This is a genomic window from Streptomyces anthophorae (assembly GCF_049310305.1).
Lineage (GTDB): Bacteria > Actinomycetota > Actinomycetes > Streptomycetales > Streptomycetaceae > Streptomyces.
The window spans coordinates 3,853,823-3,870,435 of record NZ_JBLWQQ010000001.1; the positions used below are offsets into that span (position 1 = coordinate 3,853,823).

At 68.0% G+C, this 16,613-nt stretch carries 23 protein-coding genes; 5 read left to right on the forward strand and 18 right to left on the reverse strand.

Annotated elements, in window-relative coordinates; genetic code table 11:
* The first annotated feature begins 100 nt into the window (after positions 1 to 100).
* Together ACNYS0_RS17155 and infA (ACNYS0_RS17160) are read left to right on the forward strand one after the other, a co-directional pair.
* Positions 101 to 895, forward strand: a complete 795-nt coding sequence (locus ACNYS0_RS17155; protein ID WP_422474663.1) for a GNAT family N-acetyltransferase — start codon at positions 101 to 103, stop codon at positions 893 to 895.
* The gene (infA, locus tag ACNYS0_RS17160) at positions 892 to 1,140 is read left to right on the forward strand and encodes a translation initiation factor IF-1 (RefSeq protein WP_422474664.1); all 249 of its coding nucleotides are present in this window, start codon (positions 892 to 894) and stop codon (positions 1,138 to 1,140) included. The genes ACNYS0_RS17155 and infA (ACNYS0_RS17160) overlap by 4 nt, the downstream gene beginning before the upstream one ends.
* Positions 1,141 to 1,172: 32 nt before the next feature.
* Here infA (ACNYS0_RS17160) and ACNYS0_RS17165 read toward each other — a convergent pair whose 3' ends face one another.
* On the reverse strand, positions 1,173 to 1,544 hold the full coding sequence (locus ACNYS0_RS17165; protein ID WP_422408952.1) for a holo-ACP synthase: 372 nt from the start codon (positions 1,542 to 1,544) through the stop codon (positions 1,173 to 1,175).
* Positions 1,545 to 1,606: 62 nt separating this feature from the next.
* Positions 1,607 to 1,852 (reverse strand): hypothetical protein, encoded by a 246-nt coding sequence (locus ACNYS0_RS17170; protein ID WP_422474666.1) that lies wholly within the window; start codon positions 1,850 to 1,852, stop codon positions 1,607 to 1,609.
* A 176-nt stretch (positions 1,853 to 2,028) separates the two neighbouring features.
* On the opposite strand from ACNYS0_RS17170, the gene coaA reads away from it, so the two are divergent.
* Together coaA and ACNYS0_RS17180 are read left to right on the forward strand one after the other, a co-directional pair.
* Positions 2,029 to 3,042: a type I pantothenate kinase gene (coaA, locus tag ACNYS0_RS17175; protein ID WP_422474667.1), complete on the forward strand. Its 1,014-nt coding sequence runs from the start codon at positions 2,029 to 2,031 to the stop codon at positions 3,040 to 3,042.
* 16 nt (positions 3,043 to 3,058) lie between these two features.
* A complete protein-coding gene (locus tag ACNYS0_RS17180) occupies positions 3,059 to 4,009 on the forward strand; it encodes a DUF389 domain-containing protein (protein ID WP_422474669.1) in 951 nt (316 codons plus the stop codon).
* Positions 4,010 to 4,031: 22 nt separating this feature from the next.
* Here ACNYS0_RS17180 and glmM read toward each other — a convergent pair whose 3' ends face one another.
* The 3 genes from glmM to rplM form a co-directional block, all read right to left on the reverse strand.
* A complete protein-coding gene (glmM, locus tag ACNYS0_RS17185) occupies positions 4,032 to 5,390 on the reverse strand; it encodes a phosphoglucosamine mutase (protein ID WP_422474671.1) in 1,359 nt (452 codons plus the stop codon).
* Positions 5,391 to 5,489: 99 nt separating this feature from the next.
* Positions 5,490 to 6,005: a 30S ribosomal protein S9 gene (gene rpsI / locus ACNYS0_RS17190; protein ID WP_327661994.1), complete on the reverse strand. Its 516-nt coding sequence runs from the start codon at positions 6,003 to 6,005 to the stop codon at positions 5,490 to 5,492.
* Between the two features lie 44 nt (positions 6,006 to 6,049).
* On the reverse strand, positions 6,050 to 6,493 hold the full coding sequence (gene rplM, locus ACNYS0_RS17195) for a 50S ribosomal protein L13 (RefSeq protein WP_385755911.1): 444 nt from the start codon (positions 6,491 to 6,493) through the stop codon (positions 6,050 to 6,052).
* Between the two features lie 348 nt (positions 6,494 to 6,841).
* Between rplM and ACNYS0_RS17200 the strand changes: the two genes are divergently transcribed.
* Positions 6,842 to 7,699: a hypothetical protein gene (locus tag ACNYS0_RS17200; protein ID WP_422474673.1), complete on the forward strand. Its 858-nt coding sequence runs from the start codon at positions 6,842 to 6,844 to the stop codon at positions 7,697 to 7,699.
* Positions 7,700 to 7,720: 21 nt separating this feature from the next.
* On the opposite strand, the gene truA is transcribed toward ACNYS0_RS17200, so the two are convergent.
* The 13 genes from truA to rpsE form a co-directional block, all read right to left on the reverse strand.
* On the reverse strand, positions 7,721 to 8,575 hold the full coding sequence (gene truA, locus ACNYS0_RS17205) for a tRNA pseudouridine(38-40) synthase TruA (protein WP_422474675.1): 855 nt from the start codon (positions 8,573 to 8,575) through the stop codon (positions 7,721 to 7,723).
* A gap of 86 nt (positions 8,576 to 8,661) precedes the next feature.
* Positions 8,662 to 9,147: a 50S ribosomal protein L17 gene (gene rplQ / locus ACNYS0_RS17210; RefSeq protein ID WP_422408943.1), complete on the reverse strand. Its 486-nt coding sequence runs from the start codon at positions 9,145 to 9,147 to the stop codon at positions 8,662 to 8,664.
* A 167-nt stretch (positions 9,148 to 9,314) separates the two neighbouring features.
* Complete coding sequence (locus ACNYS0_RS17215; RefSeq protein WP_003966937.1) at positions 9,315 to 10,337, reverse strand: DNA-directed RNA polymerase subunit alpha; 1,023 nt, start codon at positions 10,335 to 10,337, stop codon at positions 9,315 to 9,317.
* Between the two features lie 118 nt (positions 10,338 to 10,455).
* Complete coding sequence (rpsK, locus tag ACNYS0_RS17220; protein WP_003948617.1) at positions 10,456 to 10,860, reverse strand: 30S ribosomal protein S11; 405 nt, start codon at positions 10,858 to 10,860, stop codon at positions 10,456 to 10,458.
* Between the two features lie 65 nt (positions 10,861 to 10,925).
* Positions 10,926 to 11,306: a 30S ribosomal protein S13 gene (rpsM, locus tag ACNYS0_RS17225; RefSeq protein ID WP_266713109.1), complete on the reverse strand. Its 381-nt coding sequence runs from the start codon at positions 11,304 to 11,306 to the stop codon at positions 10,926 to 10,928.
* 208 nt (positions 11,307 to 11,514) lie between these two features.
* On the reverse strand, positions 11,515 to 11,628 hold the full coding sequence (gene rpmJ / locus ACNYS0_RS17230; protein ID WP_003974245.1) for a 50S ribosomal protein L36: 114 nt from the start codon (positions 11,626 to 11,628) through the stop codon (positions 11,515 to 11,517).
* Positions 11,629 to 11,686: 58 nt separating this feature from the next.
* The gene (gene infA, locus ACNYS0_RS17235; protein ID WP_003948620.1) at positions 11,687 to 11,908 is read right to left on the reverse strand and encodes a translation initiation factor IF-1; all 222 of its coding nucleotides are present in this window, start codon (positions 11,906 to 11,908) and stop codon (positions 11,687 to 11,689) included.
* 262 nt (positions 11,909 to 12,170) lie between these two features.
* Complete coding sequence (map, locus tag ACNYS0_RS17240) at positions 12,171 to 13,007, reverse strand: type I methionyl aminopeptidase (protein WP_399227910.1); 837 nt, start codon at positions 13,005 to 13,007, stop codon at positions 12,171 to 12,173.
* 131 nt (positions 13,008 to 13,138) lie between these two features.
* Complete coding sequence (locus ACNYS0_RS17245) at positions 13,139 to 13,786, reverse strand: adenylate kinase (RefSeq protein ID WP_422474677.1); 648 nt, start codon at positions 13,784 to 13,786, stop codon at positions 13,139 to 13,141.
* Complete coding sequence (gene secY / locus ACNYS0_RS17250; RefSeq protein WP_385755895.1) at positions 13,786 to 15,099, reverse strand: preprotein translocase subunit SecY; 1,314 nt, start codon at positions 15,097 to 15,099, stop codon at positions 13,786 to 13,788. Before secY ends, ACNYS0_RS17245 begins: the two co-directional genes overlap by 1 nt.
* Positions 15,100 to 15,341: 242 nt before the next feature.
* Positions 15,342 to 15,797 (reverse strand): 50S ribosomal protein L15, encoded by a 456-nt coding sequence (gene rplO, locus ACNYS0_RS17255; protein ID WP_385755893.1) that lies wholly within the window; start codon positions 15,795 to 15,797, stop codon positions 15,342 to 15,344.
* A gap of 2 nt (positions 15,798 to 15,799) precedes the next feature.
* Positions 15,800 to 15,982 (reverse strand): 50S ribosomal protein L30, encoded by a 183-nt coding sequence (gene rpmD / locus ACNYS0_RS17260; RefSeq protein ID WP_030567278.1) that lies wholly within the window; start codon positions 15,980 to 15,982, stop codon positions 15,800 to 15,802.
* On the reverse strand, positions 15,982 to 16,587 hold the full coding sequence (gene rpsE, locus ACNYS0_RS17265) for a 30S ribosomal protein S5 (RefSeq protein ID WP_266713097.1): 606 nt from the start codon (positions 16,585 to 16,587) through the stop codon (positions 15,982 to 15,984). The genes rpmD and rpsE overlap by 1 nt, the downstream gene beginning before the upstream one ends.
* Positions 16,588 to 16,613: the final 26 nt, after the last annotated feature.

Sequence of the window (16,613 nt, forward strand, 5' to 3'; positions counted from 1 at the left end):
TGGGTGCTCCCCCAGCTCGTCACGGTCCGGCGGCTGACAGCAGGTGTCGCCGGGAGCGCCCCGAGATCCCTGGATCGAAGGCTCCCGAGAGGGGACACCGATGACCACTGAACGCACCCGCCCCACAGCCCCACCACCGCTCGTCGTCACCCGCGTGGCCGACCATCAATGGCACGCCCTGGAGAACGACGAGGTGATCGGCCGCGGCCACGCCGCGCACCGGCCCGACGGCCGCCTCTTCGTCAGCGTCGACGCCTGGCACGACACGGCGTTCGCGGCCCTGGCCGGGTCGCTGCTCGCGGACCTGCCGGGCCCACTGCACACCGTCGTCGACGAGAACGACACCGAACTGACGTCGAAATGGCGGGAGTTCGGGTTCACCGTCGGCCGCGGCGAGTGGGAGTACACGGTCCCCACCGACCCCGCCGTCACGGGACTCGACGAGGCGCGCCCGCCCGCGGGCGTCACCCTCGTCCCGTACGGCGCGGCGGACGAGACGCGGCTGCGCGCCCTCGACCGCACGGTCCGGGACGAGATCGAGGCCACGGTCGGCTGGCGCACCATGCCCGCCGAGGTACGGCCGCTGCCACCCGGGGTCACCGTCGTCGATCCCGCGAAGTACGCCGCGGCCGAGGCCCCGGACGGTTCCTACCTGGGCCTTCTGCGCCTGGCGACGGCCACCCGGCGCCCCCGCATCGGCCTGCTCGCGGTCCGTACCGACGCGCGGCGCCGCGGCATCGCGCGGGCCCTCCTCGCCGACGTACTGCACACCCTGCACCGCTCCGGCGTGCAGGCGGCGTCGGCCGAGGTGGACGAGGCGAACGAAGCGGCGAAGGACCTCTTCGACGGCATCGGCGCGCGGCGCGTGAACCGCGCACTGGAGCTGGTCCGATGAGCGAGACGAGGAGGACCGTGAAGAACGGCGGAGGCGGCGGCGTCCACGCCGAGGGCACCGTCGTCGAGTGCCTGCGCAGCGCCATGTTCACCGTGGAGCTCGACAACGGGCACCGCGTGCTCGCGCACGTCAGCGGCAAGATCCGCAAGAACTACATCAAGATCCTGCTCGCGGACCGGGTCCAGGTGGAGATCACTCCGTACGACCTGAACCGGGGCCGGATCGTGTTCCGCCACCGGGCGTAGCGCCCGCAGGCCGAGGGGCCGGGGCAGCGGCCCTACCCCTCGGCCACCACCACCGCGGACGCGACGCCCGCGTCATGGCTCAGCGAGACGTGGAACCCCTTCACACCCAGTTCGGCCGCCCGCGCCGCCACCGTCCCGGTCACCCGGAGCCGGGGCTGCCCGCTCTCCTCGACCCACACCTCGGCGTCGGTCCAACGCAGCCCGGCCGGCGCGCCGAGCGCCTTGGCAACGGCCTCCTTCGCGGCGAACCGGGCGGCCAGCGAGGCGACCCCGCGCCGCTCCCCGCTGGGCAGCAGCAGCTCGTCGTCCAGAAAAAGGCGCCCGGCCATGCTCGGCGTGCGCTCCAGCGACGCCGCGAACCGCTCGATCTCGGCCACGTCGATACCGACCCCGATGATGCTCATGCACCAGACCTTAGACACAGGCCCTCACGGCCGCCGGGCCGCACTCCCCCGCTACGGCGGACTCAGGCCGTCCACCCCTGGTCGATCCGGTCCCGCGCGTCCCGCACGAGCGCCAGGTACTCGATCTCCTCGCAGCGCGGCTTGCTGCCGAGCCGGTAGAAGTCGAGGCAGTCGTCCAGGTCCTCGCCGATGTCCTCGTCGGGCAGTTCGAGCGCGAGTTCGCTGCGGACCTGGCTCGCCCAGTCGTCCATGGCGTGGTCGTCCACAGGCCTGCGGCGGACGAATTTCGGCACACGAAGCGCGGTCATCACGGTTCCCCTCCCGCCCCGCGGACAGCGTTGCGTCCCACGGGTGCACGGAATGTATCGCCACCCCCACGCAAGGTCCATACCTGTGGCGAAGCTGTGACGAAGCGGGTGCCCCCGTTCCCCGGCGTGACACACCCCACCTGCCGCCGCGGGCCACACTGCCGTAACAATGGACTGTGATCTCTCCGGTCTCCGAGTCCCAGCGACAAGCGACCTCCCGGAGCGCCCACCGGCAGAAGCCGGAGGTGACTCCCTACGTCGACCTCACCCGCACCGAATGGAGCGCACTGCGCGACAAGACGCCACTGCCGCTGACCGCGGAAGAGCTGGAGCGGCTGCGCGGCCTCGGTGACGTGATCGACCTGGACGAGGTCCGCGACATCTACCTGCCGCTCTCCCGCCTGCTGAACCTGTACGTGGGCGCGACCGACGGCCTGCGCGGGGCGCTCAACACGTTCCTCGGCGAGACCAACAAGAAGGCCGCCCAGTCCGGCACGCCCTTCGTCATAGGGGTCGCCGGCTCCGTCGCGGTCGGCAAGTCGACCGTCGCCCGCCTCCTCCAGGCACTGCTCTCCCGCTGGCCCGAGCACCCGCGCGTCGAGCGGGTCACCACCGACGGGTTCCTGCTCCCCACCAAGGAGCTCCAGGCCCGCGGCCTGATGTCGCGCAAGGGCTTCCCCGAGTCGTACGACCGGCGCGCCCTGACCCGTTTCGTCGCCGACATCAAGGCGGGCAAGGACGAGGTGACCGCCCCGGTCTACTCGCACCTGATCTACGACATCGTGCCCGGCGAGAAGCTCGTCGTGCGCCGCCCCGACATCCTCATCGTCGAGGGCCTGAACGTGCTCCAGCCCGCCCTGCCCGGCAAGGACGGCCGCACCCGCGTCGGCCTCGCCGACTACTTCGACTTCAGCGTGTACGTCGACGCGCGCGCCGAGGACATCGAGGCCTGGTACCTCAACCGCTTCCGCAAGCTGCGCGCGACGGCCTTCCAGGACCCGTCCTCGTACTTCAGGAAGTACACCCAGGTCTCCGAGGAGGAGGCCCTGGACTACGCGCGCACCACCTGGCGCACCATCAACAAGGTCAACCTCCTGGAGAACGTGGCCCCGACGCGCGGCCGATCGGGGCTCGTCATCCGCAAGGGCCCCGACCACAAGGTCCAGCGGCTGCGGCTGCGCAAGCTGTAGCTGTTAGAAAGACCCCATGCTGCATCTGCGCCTGATCACGCCGTCCGACACCACGGACGACGTGGTGCGCCTCATCGAGAAGACGACCGGCACCACGCACCTGGTGGTGCTCCCGGACGCCGCCCGCAGCCCTTCGGGCGATGTCGTCATGTGCGACGTCGCCCGCGAAGCCGGTGACGAACTCATCGGCGGGCTGCGGAAGTTGGGAATCGACAGGTCGGGCTCGATCTCCGTCGAGAACATCGACCTGTCGCTGTCCCTGCGCGCCGACAAGGCCGAGGAGGACGCGCCGGGCGAGGGCGCGGACGCGGTCCTGTGGGAGCAGCTCTCGGACGCCACGCACGAGGAGTCCACGCTCACCATCACGTATGTGGCGTTCCTGGTGATCGCGACGATGATCGCGGCGTGCGGTGTCGTGCTCGACAACGCGATCCTGATCGTGGGCGCCATGGCGGTCGGCCCGGAGTTCGGCCCGCTCGCCGGGTTCTGCACGGCCCTGGTGCGCAAGGCGCCTCGTCTCGCGTGGCGTTCGCTCGTCGCCCTGCTCGTCGGCTTCGTGGTGGCGATGGCGGTGACGGTGGGCTTCAGCTACTTCATGGACGCCGTGAACCTGTTCAGCGAGGGCCAGTTGGAGGCGGACCGGCCGAACACCGGGTTCGTCTACGCGCCCGACTGGTTCTCGTTCGTGGTGGCCGTCCTCGCGGGCGCGGCCGGCACGCTGTCGCTGACGTCGGCGAAGTCCGGCGCGCTCGTGGGCGTCGCCATCTCGGTGACCACGGTCCCGGCGGCGGCCAACGCCGCGGTGGCGCTCAGCTACGGGGACATGGGCCAGATGTGGGGCTCGACCCAGCAGCTCCTGCTGAACCTGCTGGGGATCGTCCTCGCCGGGACGCTCACGCTCCTCGCCCAGAAGTACCTCTGGGCCAAGCAGCGCGAACGTACCGCAAGGAAGCTCGCGAAGAGCTAGGAACCAGCCGAGCGCCGACTGACTAGCCGAGCGCCGACTTCACGACATCGGCCAGGCGCTCCGCGACGGACCGGGCCTGCGCGATGTCCGCAGCCTCGACCATCACCCGCACCAGCGGCTCGGTACCGGAGGAGCGCAGCAACACCCGCCCGGTCGCACCGAGTTCACGCTCCGCGTCCGCCACGGCCGCCTGAAGCTCACCGGACGTGGCGACGCGGGACTTGTCCACGTCCGGCACATTGATGAGCACCTGCGGCAGCCGCTCCATGACGCTCGCCAGGTCCTTCAGCGTCCGCCCGGTCTGCGCGACGCGCGCCGCGAGCAGCAGGCCCGTCAGCGTGCCGTCCCCGGTCGTCGCGTGGTCGAGGGCGATGACGTGCCCGGACTGCTCGCCGCCGAGCGCGTAGCCGTTCTCCTTCATGTTCTCCAGGACGTACCGGTCGCCGACGGCGGTCTGCACGAGGTTGATGCCCTCGCGCTCCATCGCCAGCTTCAGGCCCAGGTTCGACATGACGGTCGCGACCAGCGTGTCGTCGCGCAGCACGCCGCGCGCCTTCATGTCGAGCGCGAGCACGGCCATGATCTGGTCGCCGTCGACCTCGGACCCGGTGTGGTCCACGGCCAGGCAGCGGTCGGCGTCCCCGTCGTGCGCGATGCCGAAGTCGGCGCCGTGCTCGACGACGGCGGCCTTCAGCAGGTCCAGGTGGGTCGAACCGCACCCGTCGTTGATGTTCAGGCCGTCGGGCTCGGCGCCGATCGTGACGATCTCGGCGCCGACGCGGGTGAAGGCCTCCGGGGAGACCCGCGAGGCCGCGCCGTGCGCCTCGTCGAGGACGATCTTCAGGCCCTCGAGCCGGTTCGGCAGCACGCCCGCGAGGTGCGCGATGTACTGGTCGAGGCCCTCGCCGTACGACTTCACGCGGCCGACGCCCGCGCCCGTCGGGCGGTTCCACGGGGCACCGGTGCTGTGCTCCTCGTAGATCGCCTCGATGCGGTCCTCCAGGGCGTCGTCCAGCTTGTGGCCGCCGCGGGCGAGGAACTTGATGCCGTTGTCCGGCATGGCGTTGTGGCTCGCGGAGAGCATCACACCCAGGTCGGCGCCCAGCGCGCCCGTGAGGTACGCGACCGCGGGCGTGGGCAGCACGCCCACGCGCAGCACGTCGACTCCGGCGCTGGCCAGGCCCGCGACGACCGCGGCCTCCAGGAACTCGCCCGAGGCCCGCGGATCACGGCCGACCACGGCCACCGGGCGATGGCCCTCAAAACTGCCCGCCTCGCCCAGAACATGTGCCGCCGCCACCGACAGACCGAGCGCGAGCTCCGCCGTCAGATCCGCGTTGGCGACGCCGCGCACGCCGTCCGTGCCGAAGAGTCGTCCCACCTTGATGTCCTCCGAACCTTCACATCGTCATAAGCCGAACGCCCCGGCGGCACGATACGTGCCGCCGGGGCGAACGGAAGTACAAGCAGGCAGCTGGATTTAGCGCTTGCTGTACTGCGGGGCCTTGCGGGCCTTCTTGAGACCGGCCTTCTTGCGCTCGACCGCACGGTCGTCGCGGCGGAGGTAGCCGGCCTTCTTGAGGGCGCCGCGGTTGTTGTCCACGTCGGCCTCGTTCAGCGCGCGGGCCACGCCGAGGCGCAGGGCGCCGGCCTGACCGGAGACGCCGCCACCCGAGATGCGGGCGATGACGTCGTAGCGGCCGTCGAGCTCGAGCACCTTGAAGGGCTCGTTGACTTCCTGCTGGTGCACCTTGTTCGGGAAGTAGTCCTCGAGCGTGCGCCCGTTGACCTTCCACTTGCCGGTGCCGGGCACGATGCGAACGCGCGCGATGGCGTTCTTGCGGCGGCCCAGGCCAGCGGCCGGCTGCGGGTCACCGAAGCGCGCCGGGTTGGACTCCGAGGTGTACTCGCCCTCGACGGGGGCGTCGGACTCGGTGGTGTAGCTCTCAACGTCGGCGATCTCTTCGACCGGCGTCTCGGCAGTGGTCTCGGCCACGATTCTCCTCAGATTCTTTTCTGTCTTAGGGGGTGTGGCCGGAACTACTGCGCGACCTGGGTGATCTCGAACGGCACCGGCTGCTGGGCAGCGTGCGGGTGCGTGTCGCCCGAGTAGACCTTCAGCTTCGAGAGCATCTGACGGCCGAGCGTGTTCTTGGGAAGCATGCCCTTGATGGCCTTCTCGACGGCCTTCTCCGGGTTCTTCTCCAGAAGCTCGTCGTAGCGCACGGAGCGCAGGCCGCCCGGGTAACCGGAGTGGCGGTACGCCATCTTCTGGGTCTTCTTGTTGCCGGACAGGTGCACCTTGTCGGCGTTGATGATGACGACGAAGTCGCCCGCGTCGACGTGCGGCGCGTAGATCGGCTTGTGCTTGCCACGCAGAAGGGTGGCAGCGGTGGTCGCCAGACGGCCCAGGACAACGTCCTGAGCGTCAATGACGTGCCACTGGCGAGTGATGTCGCCGGGCTTGGGGCTGTACGTACGCACGGTCGTATGCCTTCGCTTCTTCAGTGAATGGGTCCTGACACACGGCACCACTGAAGCGATCATGCAGCTGGGGCTCACAAAGGCCGGGGACGCTAACCCGTATGCGAGCCACTGGTAACTGCTCCAGGGAACCTACGTAAGGGCCCTTCGCGTGAGAACGACCAAGCCAATACGTATAACAAATGCCGAGGATACCCGCGCCGCCCTGTACGGGTCAAAACGCGTGGGCACCGGCGAACCGGCGGCCCTGTATCCCACTGTGCCGTGTCCCTTTACGGTAACGCGCCGGAACCCCTCACACCTCCACCATGGGACGAGGTCAATGCCACACGGGGGCGTACCTCTAAGATGCGCCCCATGAGTTTCGGGCAAGGGGGATCCCCGTGGGGGCCCAATGACGGCGGGTCGACCCCGGACTGGGCATCGCTCGCGGAGGCATCAGAGGCACGCGCACGCAAGAAGCGCTGGATGGTGATCGGTGGCGCGATCGTCGCCACGCTCGCCGTCGGTTCCGCGGTCGCGTGGGGCATCGTCTCGACGAACAGCAAGAACGAAGCCGCCAACAAACCGGCCGAACAGCTGCCGAGCACGGCCGACATCCCCAGCGAGGGCAAGTCGGGAGGGCCGTCCTTCGACGCGACGACCCCGCCGCCCCCGCTCAACCCGAACGACTTCATCAACAGCGCCGCGAAGGACAAGGCCCCGCTCGGCGCGGACACCCTCTTCCCCGGCAAGCAGTTCACCGCCGGTGACCGGGTGTACACCAAGGGCGCCACGGCCCGCACCACCAACTGCGCGTCGGCCGCGCAGAAGGGCCTGTCCGGGATCCTGAAGAGCAACAACTGCCAGCAGCTGATCCGCGCCACGTACTACAAGGGCAACTCCGCGGTCACCATCGGTGTCGCCGTCTTCAAGACGAAGGCGGAGGCGAACAAGGCCAAGGAGCAGTACGACTTCGACGGCACGGTGACCTCGCTGCCGGGCTCCGGGGTGCCCACGTTCTGCCGCACCACGGTGTGCCGCCAGACCGCCAACTCGGTGGGCCGCTACACGTACTTCACCAACGGCGGCCTCACCAACGGCCAGGACGCCACGAAGAAGGACACCATGGTGTTCTCCCTCGGCGACGACCTCCAGGAATTCACCTTCCAGCAGATCAAGCGGCGCGGCGAGGTCCAGGCCTCCGCGGCGGCGGCCTCGGGCTGACCGCCGCCCCGGGCGCCGCTCTCAGCAGCAGCCGGCGCCCGGGAGCGTCCGCTTGTTGCGCGCTTCCTTGTTGCGCGCGGCGAGCAACTCGTCGGCGGGGTAACCGACTTCCTCAAGGGTCAGCCCGTGCGGCCGCACCACGTGCACGGCGGAGTCCCGCACCCCGGCGGCGAGCACCTTGCCGGGCCAGTCGGCCGACCGGTGCCCGTCCCCCACGAACAGCAGCGCCCCGATCAGGGACCGCACCATGTTGTGGCAGAAGGCATCGGCCCGCACGGTCGCGGTGACGATCCCGTCCGCGTCCCGCACGAGGCTCAGCTCCTGCAACGTACGAATGGTCGTCGCACCCTCGCGCTTCTTGCAGTAGGCCGCGAAGTCGTGCTCACCGAGCAGCCGCTCGGCGGCCTCGTTCATGGCGTCGACGTCCAGCGGCCAGTCGTGCCACAGCACGTGCCCGCGCAGCAGCGGGTCGACCCCGCCCGGGTGGTCGGTCACCCGGTACGCGTACCGCCGCCAGATCGCCGAGAAACGGGCGTTGAAGCCGCTCGGCGCCTCGGCCACCGACCACACCCGCACATCCTTCGGCAGCCGCCCCGCGAGCCGCTTCAGCAGCTTCTCCCGGTGCTCGCCCCAGACCTCCGCCGGCAGGTCCACGTGCGCGACCTGGCCCCGCGCGTGCACCCCGGCATCGGTCCGCCCTGCGACGGTGAGGTCGTACGTCTCCGAGGACCGCGTCACCGTACGGAGCGCGTCCTCGATCTCCCCCTGCACGGTCCGCCGCCCGGAGGCCTGCTTGGCCCAGCCGGAGAAGTCCTTGCCGTCGTAGCTCACGTCGAGCCGCAGCCGCACGAACCCCTCGGCCACCTCATCACTCACAACAAAAATCCTTAACGGGAAGCGGGAGAAACGGAAAGCGGGCCCGCCCCGAAAGGGCGGACCCGCTCACACACAAGGCGTCAGCCTCAGGCGTCCTTCGACTCCTCGGCGGCGGCCTCGGCCGGAGCCTCGGTCTGCGCCTCGGTGGCCTCGGCGTCCTTGGCGGCACGCTTGGTGGCGGCCTCGGCCTCACCGGTGGCCTGCTGCTGGACCGTCAGGGCCTCGACCAGCTCGATGACGGCCATGGGCGCGTTGTCGCCACGGCGGTTACCGATCTTGGTGATACGGGTGTAACCACCCGGACGGTTCTCGTAGCGCGGGGCGATCTCGGTGAAGAGCGTGTGGACGACGCCCTTGTCCGTGATGACCTGGAGCACCTGACGGCGGTTGTGAAGGTCGCCCTTCTTCGCCTTGGTGACCAGACGCTCCGCGTACGGACGCAGACGACGGGCCTTGGCCTCGGTCGTCGTGATCTTGCCGTGCTCGAAGAGCGACTTCGCGAGGTTCGCGAGAAGCAGCTTCTCGTGCGCGGCGCTGCCGCCCAGACGGGCACCCTTGGCGGGCTTCGGCATGATGTTTCTCCTTGGTGTCTGCCCCGGCCGTATCAGGTACCGGAGTCAGTATCCGAGCAGGCGGTCGCCTGTCGGAGACCCGCACCCCTGTTTCCAGGGGCGCGGGGAACTGCGCAACCGCAACCACGGCTCCGCAGCAAGTGATCGGCCCGCCGAGGCGGAGCGACTCAGTACTGCTCGGTCTCCACGAAACCCGCGTCCGCGTCGTCGTCGGCGCCGAAGGCGTCGGCGGCGGCGGTCGGGTCGAATCCGGGAGGCGAGTCCTTCAGCGCGAGACCCATGCCGGCGAGCTTGGCCTTGACCTCGTCGATCGACTTCGCACCGAAGTTGCGGATGTCGAGCAGGTCGGCCTCGGAGCGGGCGACGAGCTCACCCACGGAGTGGATGCCCTCGCGCTTGAGGCAGTTGTACGACCGAACGGTGAGCTCCAGCTCCTCGATCGGCAGCGCCAGATCGGCGGCGAGCGCGGCGTCCGTCGGGGACGGACCCATGTCGATGCCCTCGGCGTCGATGTTCAGCTCGCGGGCGAGACCGAACAGCTCGACCAGCGTCTTACCGGCGGACGCCATGGCGTCACGCGGACGCATGGCCTGCTTGGTCTCGACGTCGACGATCAGCTTGTCGAAGTCGGTGCGCTGCTCGACACGCGTGGCCTCGACCTTGTACGTGACCTTCAGAACCGGCGAGTAGATCGAGTCGACCGGGATGCGCCCGATCTCCTGACCGACCTGCTTGTTCTGGACGGCGGAGACGTAGCCGCGACCGCGCTCGACGGTCAGCTCCATCTCCAGCTTGCCCTTGCCGTTGAGCGTGGCGAGGACGAGGTCCGGGTTGTGCACCTCGACACCGGCCGGGGGCGCGATGTCGGCGGCGGTGACCAGACCCGGGCCCTGCTTGCGCAGGTACATCACGACCGGCTCGTCGTGCTCCGAGGAGACGACCAGCTGCTTGATGTTCAGGATGAGGTCGGTGACGTCCTCCTTGACGCCCGGCACGGTGGTGAACTCGTGCAGGACACCGTCGATACGGATGCTGGTGACAGCAGCGCCGGGGATCGACGAGAGGAGGGTGCGGCGGAGGGAGTTGCCGAGGGTGTAGCCGAAGCCCGGCTCCAGCGGCTCGATCACGAACCGGGAGCGGAATTCGTCGACGACCTCTTCGGTCAACGAGGGACGCTGAGCAATCAGCATGTTGCGATTCCTTCAGTCAGGGGCACCCACTATTTGATGCCCTGAGTAGTACAAGGGTACGGGCGATACGGCCTCAAGCGAGAGCCGTACCGCCCGGAAACCTCAGACGAAGCGAGCGTCAGACGCGACGGCGCTTCGGCGGACGGCAGCCGTTGTGCGGCGTGGGCGTCACGTCCTGGATCGAGCCGACCTCGAGGCCGGTGGCCTGGAGCGAGCGGATCGCGGTCTCACGGCCGGAGCCGGGACCCTTGACGAAGACGTCGACCTTGCGCATGCCGTGCTCCTGCGCGCGACGGGCAGCCGACTCGGCGGCCATCTGCGCGGCGAACGGCGTGGACTTGCGGGAGCCCTTGAAGCCGACGTGGCCGGCGGAGGCCCACGAGATCACGTTGCCGGTCGGGTCCGTGATGGACACGATCGTGTTGTTGAACGTGCTCTTGATGTGCGCGTGGCCGTGAGCGACGTTCTTCTTTTCCTTGCGGCGCACCTTCTTGGCAGCGCCCTGACGACCCTTGGGGGGCATGTCGTTCTCCTACAGGGAGGTGGTCGGTCCTACAGCGAAGACCGCTGATGAGCGTCCGCTGAGGACTACTTCTTGCCCGGCTTCTTCTTACCGGCGATGGCGCGACGCGGGCCCTTGCGGGTACGCGCGTTCGTGCTGGTGCGCTGGCCGTGCACCGGCAGGCCGCGACGGTGACGCAGACCCTGGTAGCAGCCGATCTCGACCTTGCGGCGGATGTCGGCCTGAATCTCGCGACGGAGGTCACCCTCGGTCTGGAAGTTCTGGTCCACGTACTCGCGGATCTTCACGAGGTCTTCCTCGGAGATGTCGCGAACGCGGACGTTGCGGTCGACACCGATGGCGTCCAGCGTCTGCTGGGCGCGCGTGCGGCCGATGCCGAACACGTAGGTGAGGGCGACCTCGATGCGCTTCTCGCGCGGGAGGTCAACACCTTCAACGCGTGCCATTCATGGCTCCTGTTGATTCTTCGGAGGTCTGTAGCAGAACCACTCCCAGCCGCCGTCCCCTTTGTTCCAAAGGGTTGGTACGAACTGGGTCCTCGGCCTCCGACCGAAGGTGTCGCCACGACGAACCGTCGCCGGCGGGCTCTGCGTATGTACTTGATGTGCTGCGTCGCGCGAGATCTACGAACGAACTGCAGTGAACGGGTCTACGTCAGCCCTGGCGCTGCTTGTGGCGCGGGTTGTCGCAGATCACCATGACCCGACCGTGACGGCGGATCACCCTGCACTTGTCGCAGATCTTCTTGACGCTCGGCTTGACCTTCATGGGTGAGGTTCTCCGGGTCAGTTGCCGGCGGCCCGCCGAGGCGGGACTAGGGCAAGATCTACTTGTACCGGTAGACGATCCGGCCACGCGTGAGGTCGTACGGAGAAAGCTCCACCACGACCCGGTCGTCAGGGAGGATACGGATGTAGTGCATGCGCATCTTGCCGCTGATGTGTGCCAGGACCTGGTGGCCGTTCTGGAGCTCGACCTTGAACATGGCGTTCGGCAGAGACTCGACGACAGTGCCCTCGATCTCGATGGCACCTTGCTTCTTGGCCACGCTTCGCCCTTCGAATCGACTACCTTGATCGACTTACGTGTCCGCATGGAGACATGCGCATACACGAGAGCCGACGAGTCAGTCTACGTCAGTACCCCCGGAAAGACGAATCTCGTGATTCTGCCCCACGGAGGAGATCACTAAGCCCCGCCACACCCGCCTTGGGCAATCTGCCGCCAGGGGCGGCAGGGTGGGCAAGGCGGCACCCCGCCGCGGGGCGAGCGCACGTCCAGCCCCGCCCCGGCTCCCCGACGAGCGCCGGTCAGCCCAACGGATCCGGCGCCGCCGTCACGCCGAGTTCCGCGAGCTTCGCCTTGCCGCCGTCGGGGGACGTGAGGACCAGGGGGCCGTCCTCCGTGAGGGCGACCGAGTGCTCCCAGTGGGAGGACCAGGTGCCGTCGGTCGTGATGACCGTCCAGTCGTCGGAGAGCGTCTCCGTCCTCGGCGTGCCGAGGGAGACCATCGGCTCGATGGCGAGGCAGAAGCCGGGCACCAGCTTGGGGCCCTTGCCGCGGCGGCGCTCCACGTAGTTCAGCAGGTGCGGGTCCATGTGCATCTCGGTGCCGATGCCGTGGCCGCCGTAGTCCTCGACGATCCCGTACTTGCCGCCGCCGGGCTTCGGCTGGCGGCGGATGTACGACTCGATGGCCCGGGAGATGTCGACCAGCCGGTTGCCCTGCTTCATCGCCGCGAGCCCGGCCCACATGGACTCCTCGGTGACCCGGGACAGCTCGATCAGCTCCGGAGCGTGACCCGACCCCACGAAGGCGGTGTACGCCGCGTCGCCGTGCCAGCCGTCCACGATGGCGCCCGCGTCGATCGAGATGATGTCGCCGTCCTCCAGGACGACCTCGTCGCTCGGGATGCCGTGCACGACGACCTCGTTCTTCGAGGTGCAGATGGTCGCGGGGAACCCTCCGTACCCGAGGAAGTTCGACTTCGCCCCGTGCTCGGCGAGCACCTTGCGGGCGACCTCGTCCAGATCCTTGGTGGTCGCGCCCGGTACGGCCGCCTCACGGGTCGCCGCGTGGATCGCCGCGACGACAAGCCCCGCCTCCCGCATCTTGCGAATCTGGTCGGGGGTCTTGATCTGCACCATGGGGGCCTGCGCTCTCCGTCATCCGGTACGAGTACGAGGGTTACGTACGTCCAGTACCCACCAACACTAAGGCCGCGGCCCCCTCGACGGGGAACCGCGGCCTCAGGCACGTACTAGCGGGCAGAGCGCGACTAGCGCCCCAGGGCCTCCATGGCCCGGCCCGTGACTTCCTCGACCTTGCCCAGGGCGGAGATCGTCACGACGAGCCCCTGCTCCCGGTAGTAGTCGATGATCGGCTCGGTCTGCGAGTGGTAGACCTCGAGCCGCTTGCGCACCGTCTCTTCCTTGTCGTCGTCGCGCTGGTACAGCTCGCCGCCGCAGGTGTCGCAGACACCCTCGGTCTCGGGCTGCTTGTACGTGACGTGGAAGACGTGTGCCGAGTCGTTACGGCAGATGCGGCGGCCGGCGATGCGCTTGACCACCTCGTCCTCGGGGACCTCCAGGTCGAGGACCGCGTCCAGCGTGACGTCGTCCGCCTTGAGGGCGACGTCCAGCGCCTCGGCCTGCGAGACGTTGCGCGGGAAGCCATCGAGCAGGAAGCCGTTCACGGCGTCCGCCTGCTCCATGCGGTCCTTCGCCATCCCGATGGTGACCTCGTCCGGAACCAGCTGGCCGGCGTCCATGTAGGACTTGGCCTTCTTGCCCAGCTCCGTGCCCTGGCTGATGTTGGCACGGAAGAGGTCGCCCGTGGAGATGTGCGGAATCGACAGGTTCTTGGCCAGGAACGCGGCCTGCGTTCCCTTGCCAGCACCGGGCGGCCCGACGAGGACGATTCGCATCAGCGGAGGAACCCTTCGTAATTGCGCTGCTGGAGCTGGCTCTCGATCTGCTTCACCGTCTCCAGGCCGACACCCACGATGATCAGGATGCTCGTGCCGCCGAACGGGAAGTTCTGGTTTGCCCCGAAACCAACCAACGCCATCGTCGGCACGAGAGCGATCAGGCCCAAGTACAGCGAACCCGGCCAGGTGATCCGGTTGAGCACGTACGAGAGGTACTCAGCGGTCGGTCGGCCAGCCCGGATGCCCGGGATGAAGCCACCATACTTCTTCATGTTGTCGGCGACTTCCTCGGGGTTGAACGAGATCGCCACGTAGAAGAACGCGAAGAAAACGATCAGGAGGAAGTACGTGACGATGTAAATCGGGTGATTTCCCTTGGTCAGGTGGTCATCGATCCACACCTTCCACTGCGAATCTCCACCGGCGAACTGGGCGACCAGGGCCGGAATGTAGAGCAGCGAGGAGGCGAAGATGACAGGGATCACACCCGCCTGGTTCACCTTGAGCGGGATGTACGTGGACGTTCCGCCGTAGGAACGGCGGCCGATCATGCGCTTCGCGTACTGCACCGGAATACGGCGCTGGGCCTGCTCGACGAAGACCACCAGGGCGACCATGACCAGGCCGACGAGGATGACCGTGCCGAACTCGATCCAGCCGTCGGCCAGCGAGCCCTGCTTCTTGATGGCCCACAGGGCGGACGGGAAGGTGGCGGCGATCGAGATGAACATCAGGATCGACATGCCGTTGCCGATGCCCTTGTCGGTGACCAGCTCGCCGAGCCACATCATCACGCAGGTACCGGCGGTCATCGTGATGACCATCGTGATCGTGATGAAGATCGACTGGTCCGGGACGATTTCGCTGGCGACCGGGCAGCCCTGGAAGAGCGCGCCGGTGCGAGCGGTGGCCACCAGGCCCGTGCCCTGAAGGATGGCGAGTGCCACGGTCAGGTATCGCGTGTATTGGGTGATCTTCGCCGTGCCGGCCTGGCCCTCCTTCTTGAGGGCTTCGAGCCGCGGGATCACCACGGTGAGCAGCTGCAGAATGATGCTCGCGGTGATGTACGGCATGATGCCGAGCGCGAAGACCGTGATCTGCAACAGCGCGCCACCGCTGAACATGTTGACCAGACCGAACAAGCCGGAGCTGGAGTTGGCCTGGTTCATACACGTTTGGACGTTCTGGTAATCCACGCCGGGGATCGGGATGTGCGCCCCGAGCCGGTAGATCACGATGATGCCCAGCGTGAAGAGCAGCTTCTTGCGCAGGTCGGGCGTCTTGAACGCCCGGGCGAACGCGGTGAGCACGGTGCCTCCTGCGACCCCCGCGCGCGTGCGTCAGAGGTGACGGTCTTGAGGATTCGACAAATACGTAAACGGTCTAACGGCCAAGACCCGGGATTGGTGCCGGGGGCACACAAAGCCCGGAACTTAACAGCGGACGCCACCTTACCGGCGTAACTGCCCCCCTTGGAACGACCAACCGGGGATGCCCCATATGTGGGGCATCCCCGGTAGGGACGTTCACGTCATCAAGACGCCTGATTTGCTCAGACGAGCTCGGTGACCGTACCGCCCGCGGCGGTGATCTTCTCCTTGGCGGAGCCGGAGACGGAGTCGACCGTCACCTGCAGCGCCACGGAGATCTCGCCCTGGCCCAGGACCTTGACGAGGCTGTTCTTGCGCACGGCACCCTTGGCCACCAGACCCTCGACCGTGACCTCGCCACCCTCGGGGTAGAGCGAAGCCAGCTTGTCCAGGTTCACGACCTGGAACTCGGTCTTGAACGGGTTCTTGAAGCCCTTGAGCTTCGGGAGACGCATGTGGAGGGGCATCTGGCCACCCTCGAAGCGCTCCGGAACCTGGTAACGGGCCTTGGTGCCCTTGGTACCACGACCGGCCGTCTTACCCTTCGACGCCTCACCACGACCGACACGGGTCTTCGCGGTCTTGGCGCCGGGGGCCGGACGGAGGTTGTGGATCTTGAGCGGGTTCTGCTCACCCATGATCAGTCGACCTCCTCGACCGTCACGAGGTGGCGGACGGTCTGCACCATGCCGCGGAACTCGGGACGATCCTCCTTGACGACCTGCGTGTTGATCCCCTTGAGACCAAGGGAACGCAGGGTGTCACGGTGGTTCTGCTTGCTGCCGATGTACGACTTCGTCTGCGTGATCTTGAGCTGTGCCATTACGCAGCACCGGCCCCGGCACGCGCACGAAGCAGGGCCGCGGGAGCGACGTCCTCGAGCGGCAGACCACGGCGAGCCGCGATCTCCTCGGGACGCTGCAGGCCACGAAGGGCCTCCACGGTCGCGTGCACGATGTTGATCGCGTTCGACGAACCGAGCGACTTCGACAGGATGTCGTGCACGCCCGCGCACTCGAGCACGGCGCGCACCGGACCACCGGCGATAACACCGGTACCGGGGGAAGCAGGCTTGAGCAGGACGACGCCCGCAGCCTTCTCGCCCGTGATCGGGTGCGGGATGGTGCCCTGGATACGGGGGACCTTGAAGAAGTGCTTCTTGGCCTCCTCAACACCCTTGGCGATGGCGGCCGGCACCTCCTTGGCCTTGCCGTAACCGACACCCACGGTGCCGTCACCGTCGCCCACTACGACGAGCGCAGTGAAGCTGAAGCGACGACCACCCTTCACAACCTTGGCGACGCGGTTGATCGCGACAACGCGCTCAACGTACGCGGTCTTCTCGGCGGCGTTGCCACCGTCGCGACCCTTCCGGTCCCGCCGCTCGCCGCCACCGGCACCGCCACCGCGGCGCTGGGGTCCAGCCATTGGAATTACCTCTCTCTGTTTCCGCT

Bases quoted from the DNA above. Each gene is read 5' to 3' on its own strand.
- ACNYS0_RS17155 (WP_422474663.1), top strand. From the start codon at position 101: ATGACCACTGAACGCACCCGCCCCACAGCCCCACCACCGCTCGTCGTC.
- infA (WP_422474664.1), top strand. From the start codon at position 892: ATGAGCGAGACGAGGAGGACCGTGAAGAACGGCGGAGGCGGCGGCGTC.
- ACNYS0_RS17165 (WP_422408952.1), bottom strand. From the start codon at position 1,544: ATGAGCATCATCGGGGTCGGTATCGACGTGGCCGAGATCGAGCGGTTC.
- ACNYS0_RS17170 (WP_422474666.1), bottom strand. From the start codon at position 1,852: ATGACCGCGCTTCGTGTGCCGAAATTCGTCCGCCGCAGGCCTGTGGAC.
- ACNYS0_RS17180 (WP_422474669.1), top strand. From the start codon at position 3,059: ATGCTGCATCTGCGCCTGATCACGCCGTCCGACACCACGGACGACGTG.
- ACNYS0_RS17200 (WP_422474673.1), top strand. From the start codon at position 6,842: ATGCGCCCCATGAGTTTCGGGCAAGGGGGATCCCCGTGGGGGCCCAAT.
- rplQ (WP_422408943.1), bottom strand. From the start codon at position 9,147: ATGCCGAAGCCCGCCAAGGGTGCCCGTCTGGGCGGCAGCGCCGCGCAC.
- ACNYS0_RS17215 (WP_003966937.1), bottom strand. From the start codon at position 10,337: ATGCTGATTGCTCAGCGTCCCTCGTTGACCGAAGAGGTCGTCGACGAA.
- rpsK (WP_003948617.1), bottom strand. From the start codon at position 10,860: ATGCCCCCCAAGGGTCGTCAGGGCGCTGCCAAGAAGGTGCGCCGCAAG.
- rpsM (WP_266713109.1), bottom strand. From the start codon at position 11,306: ATGGCACGCGTTGAAGGTGTTGACCTCCCGCGCGAGAAGCGCATCGAG.
- rpmJ (WP_003974245.1), bottom strand. From the start codon at position 11,628: ATGAAGGTCAAGCCGAGCGTCAAGAAGATCTGCGACAAGTGCAGGGTG.
- map (WP_399227910.1), bottom strand. From the start codon at position 13,007: ATGGTGCAGATCAAGACCCCCGACCAGATTCGCAAGATGCGGGAGGCG.
- ACNYS0_RS17245 (WP_422474677.1), bottom strand. From the start codon at position 13,786: ATGCGAATCGTCCTCGTCGGGCCGCCCGGTGCTGGCAAGGGAACGCAG.
- rplO (WP_385755893.1), bottom strand. From the start codon at position 15,797: ATGGGTGAGCAGAACCCGCTCAAGATCCACAACCTCCGTCCGGCCCCC.
- rpmD (WP_030567278.1), bottom strand. From the start codon at position 15,982: ATGGCACAGCTCAAGATCACGCAGACGAAGTCGTACATCGGCAGCAAG.
- rpsE (WP_266713097.1), bottom strand. From the start codon at position 16,587: ATGGCTGGACCCCAGCGCCGCGGTGGCGGTGCCGGTGGCGGCGAGCGG.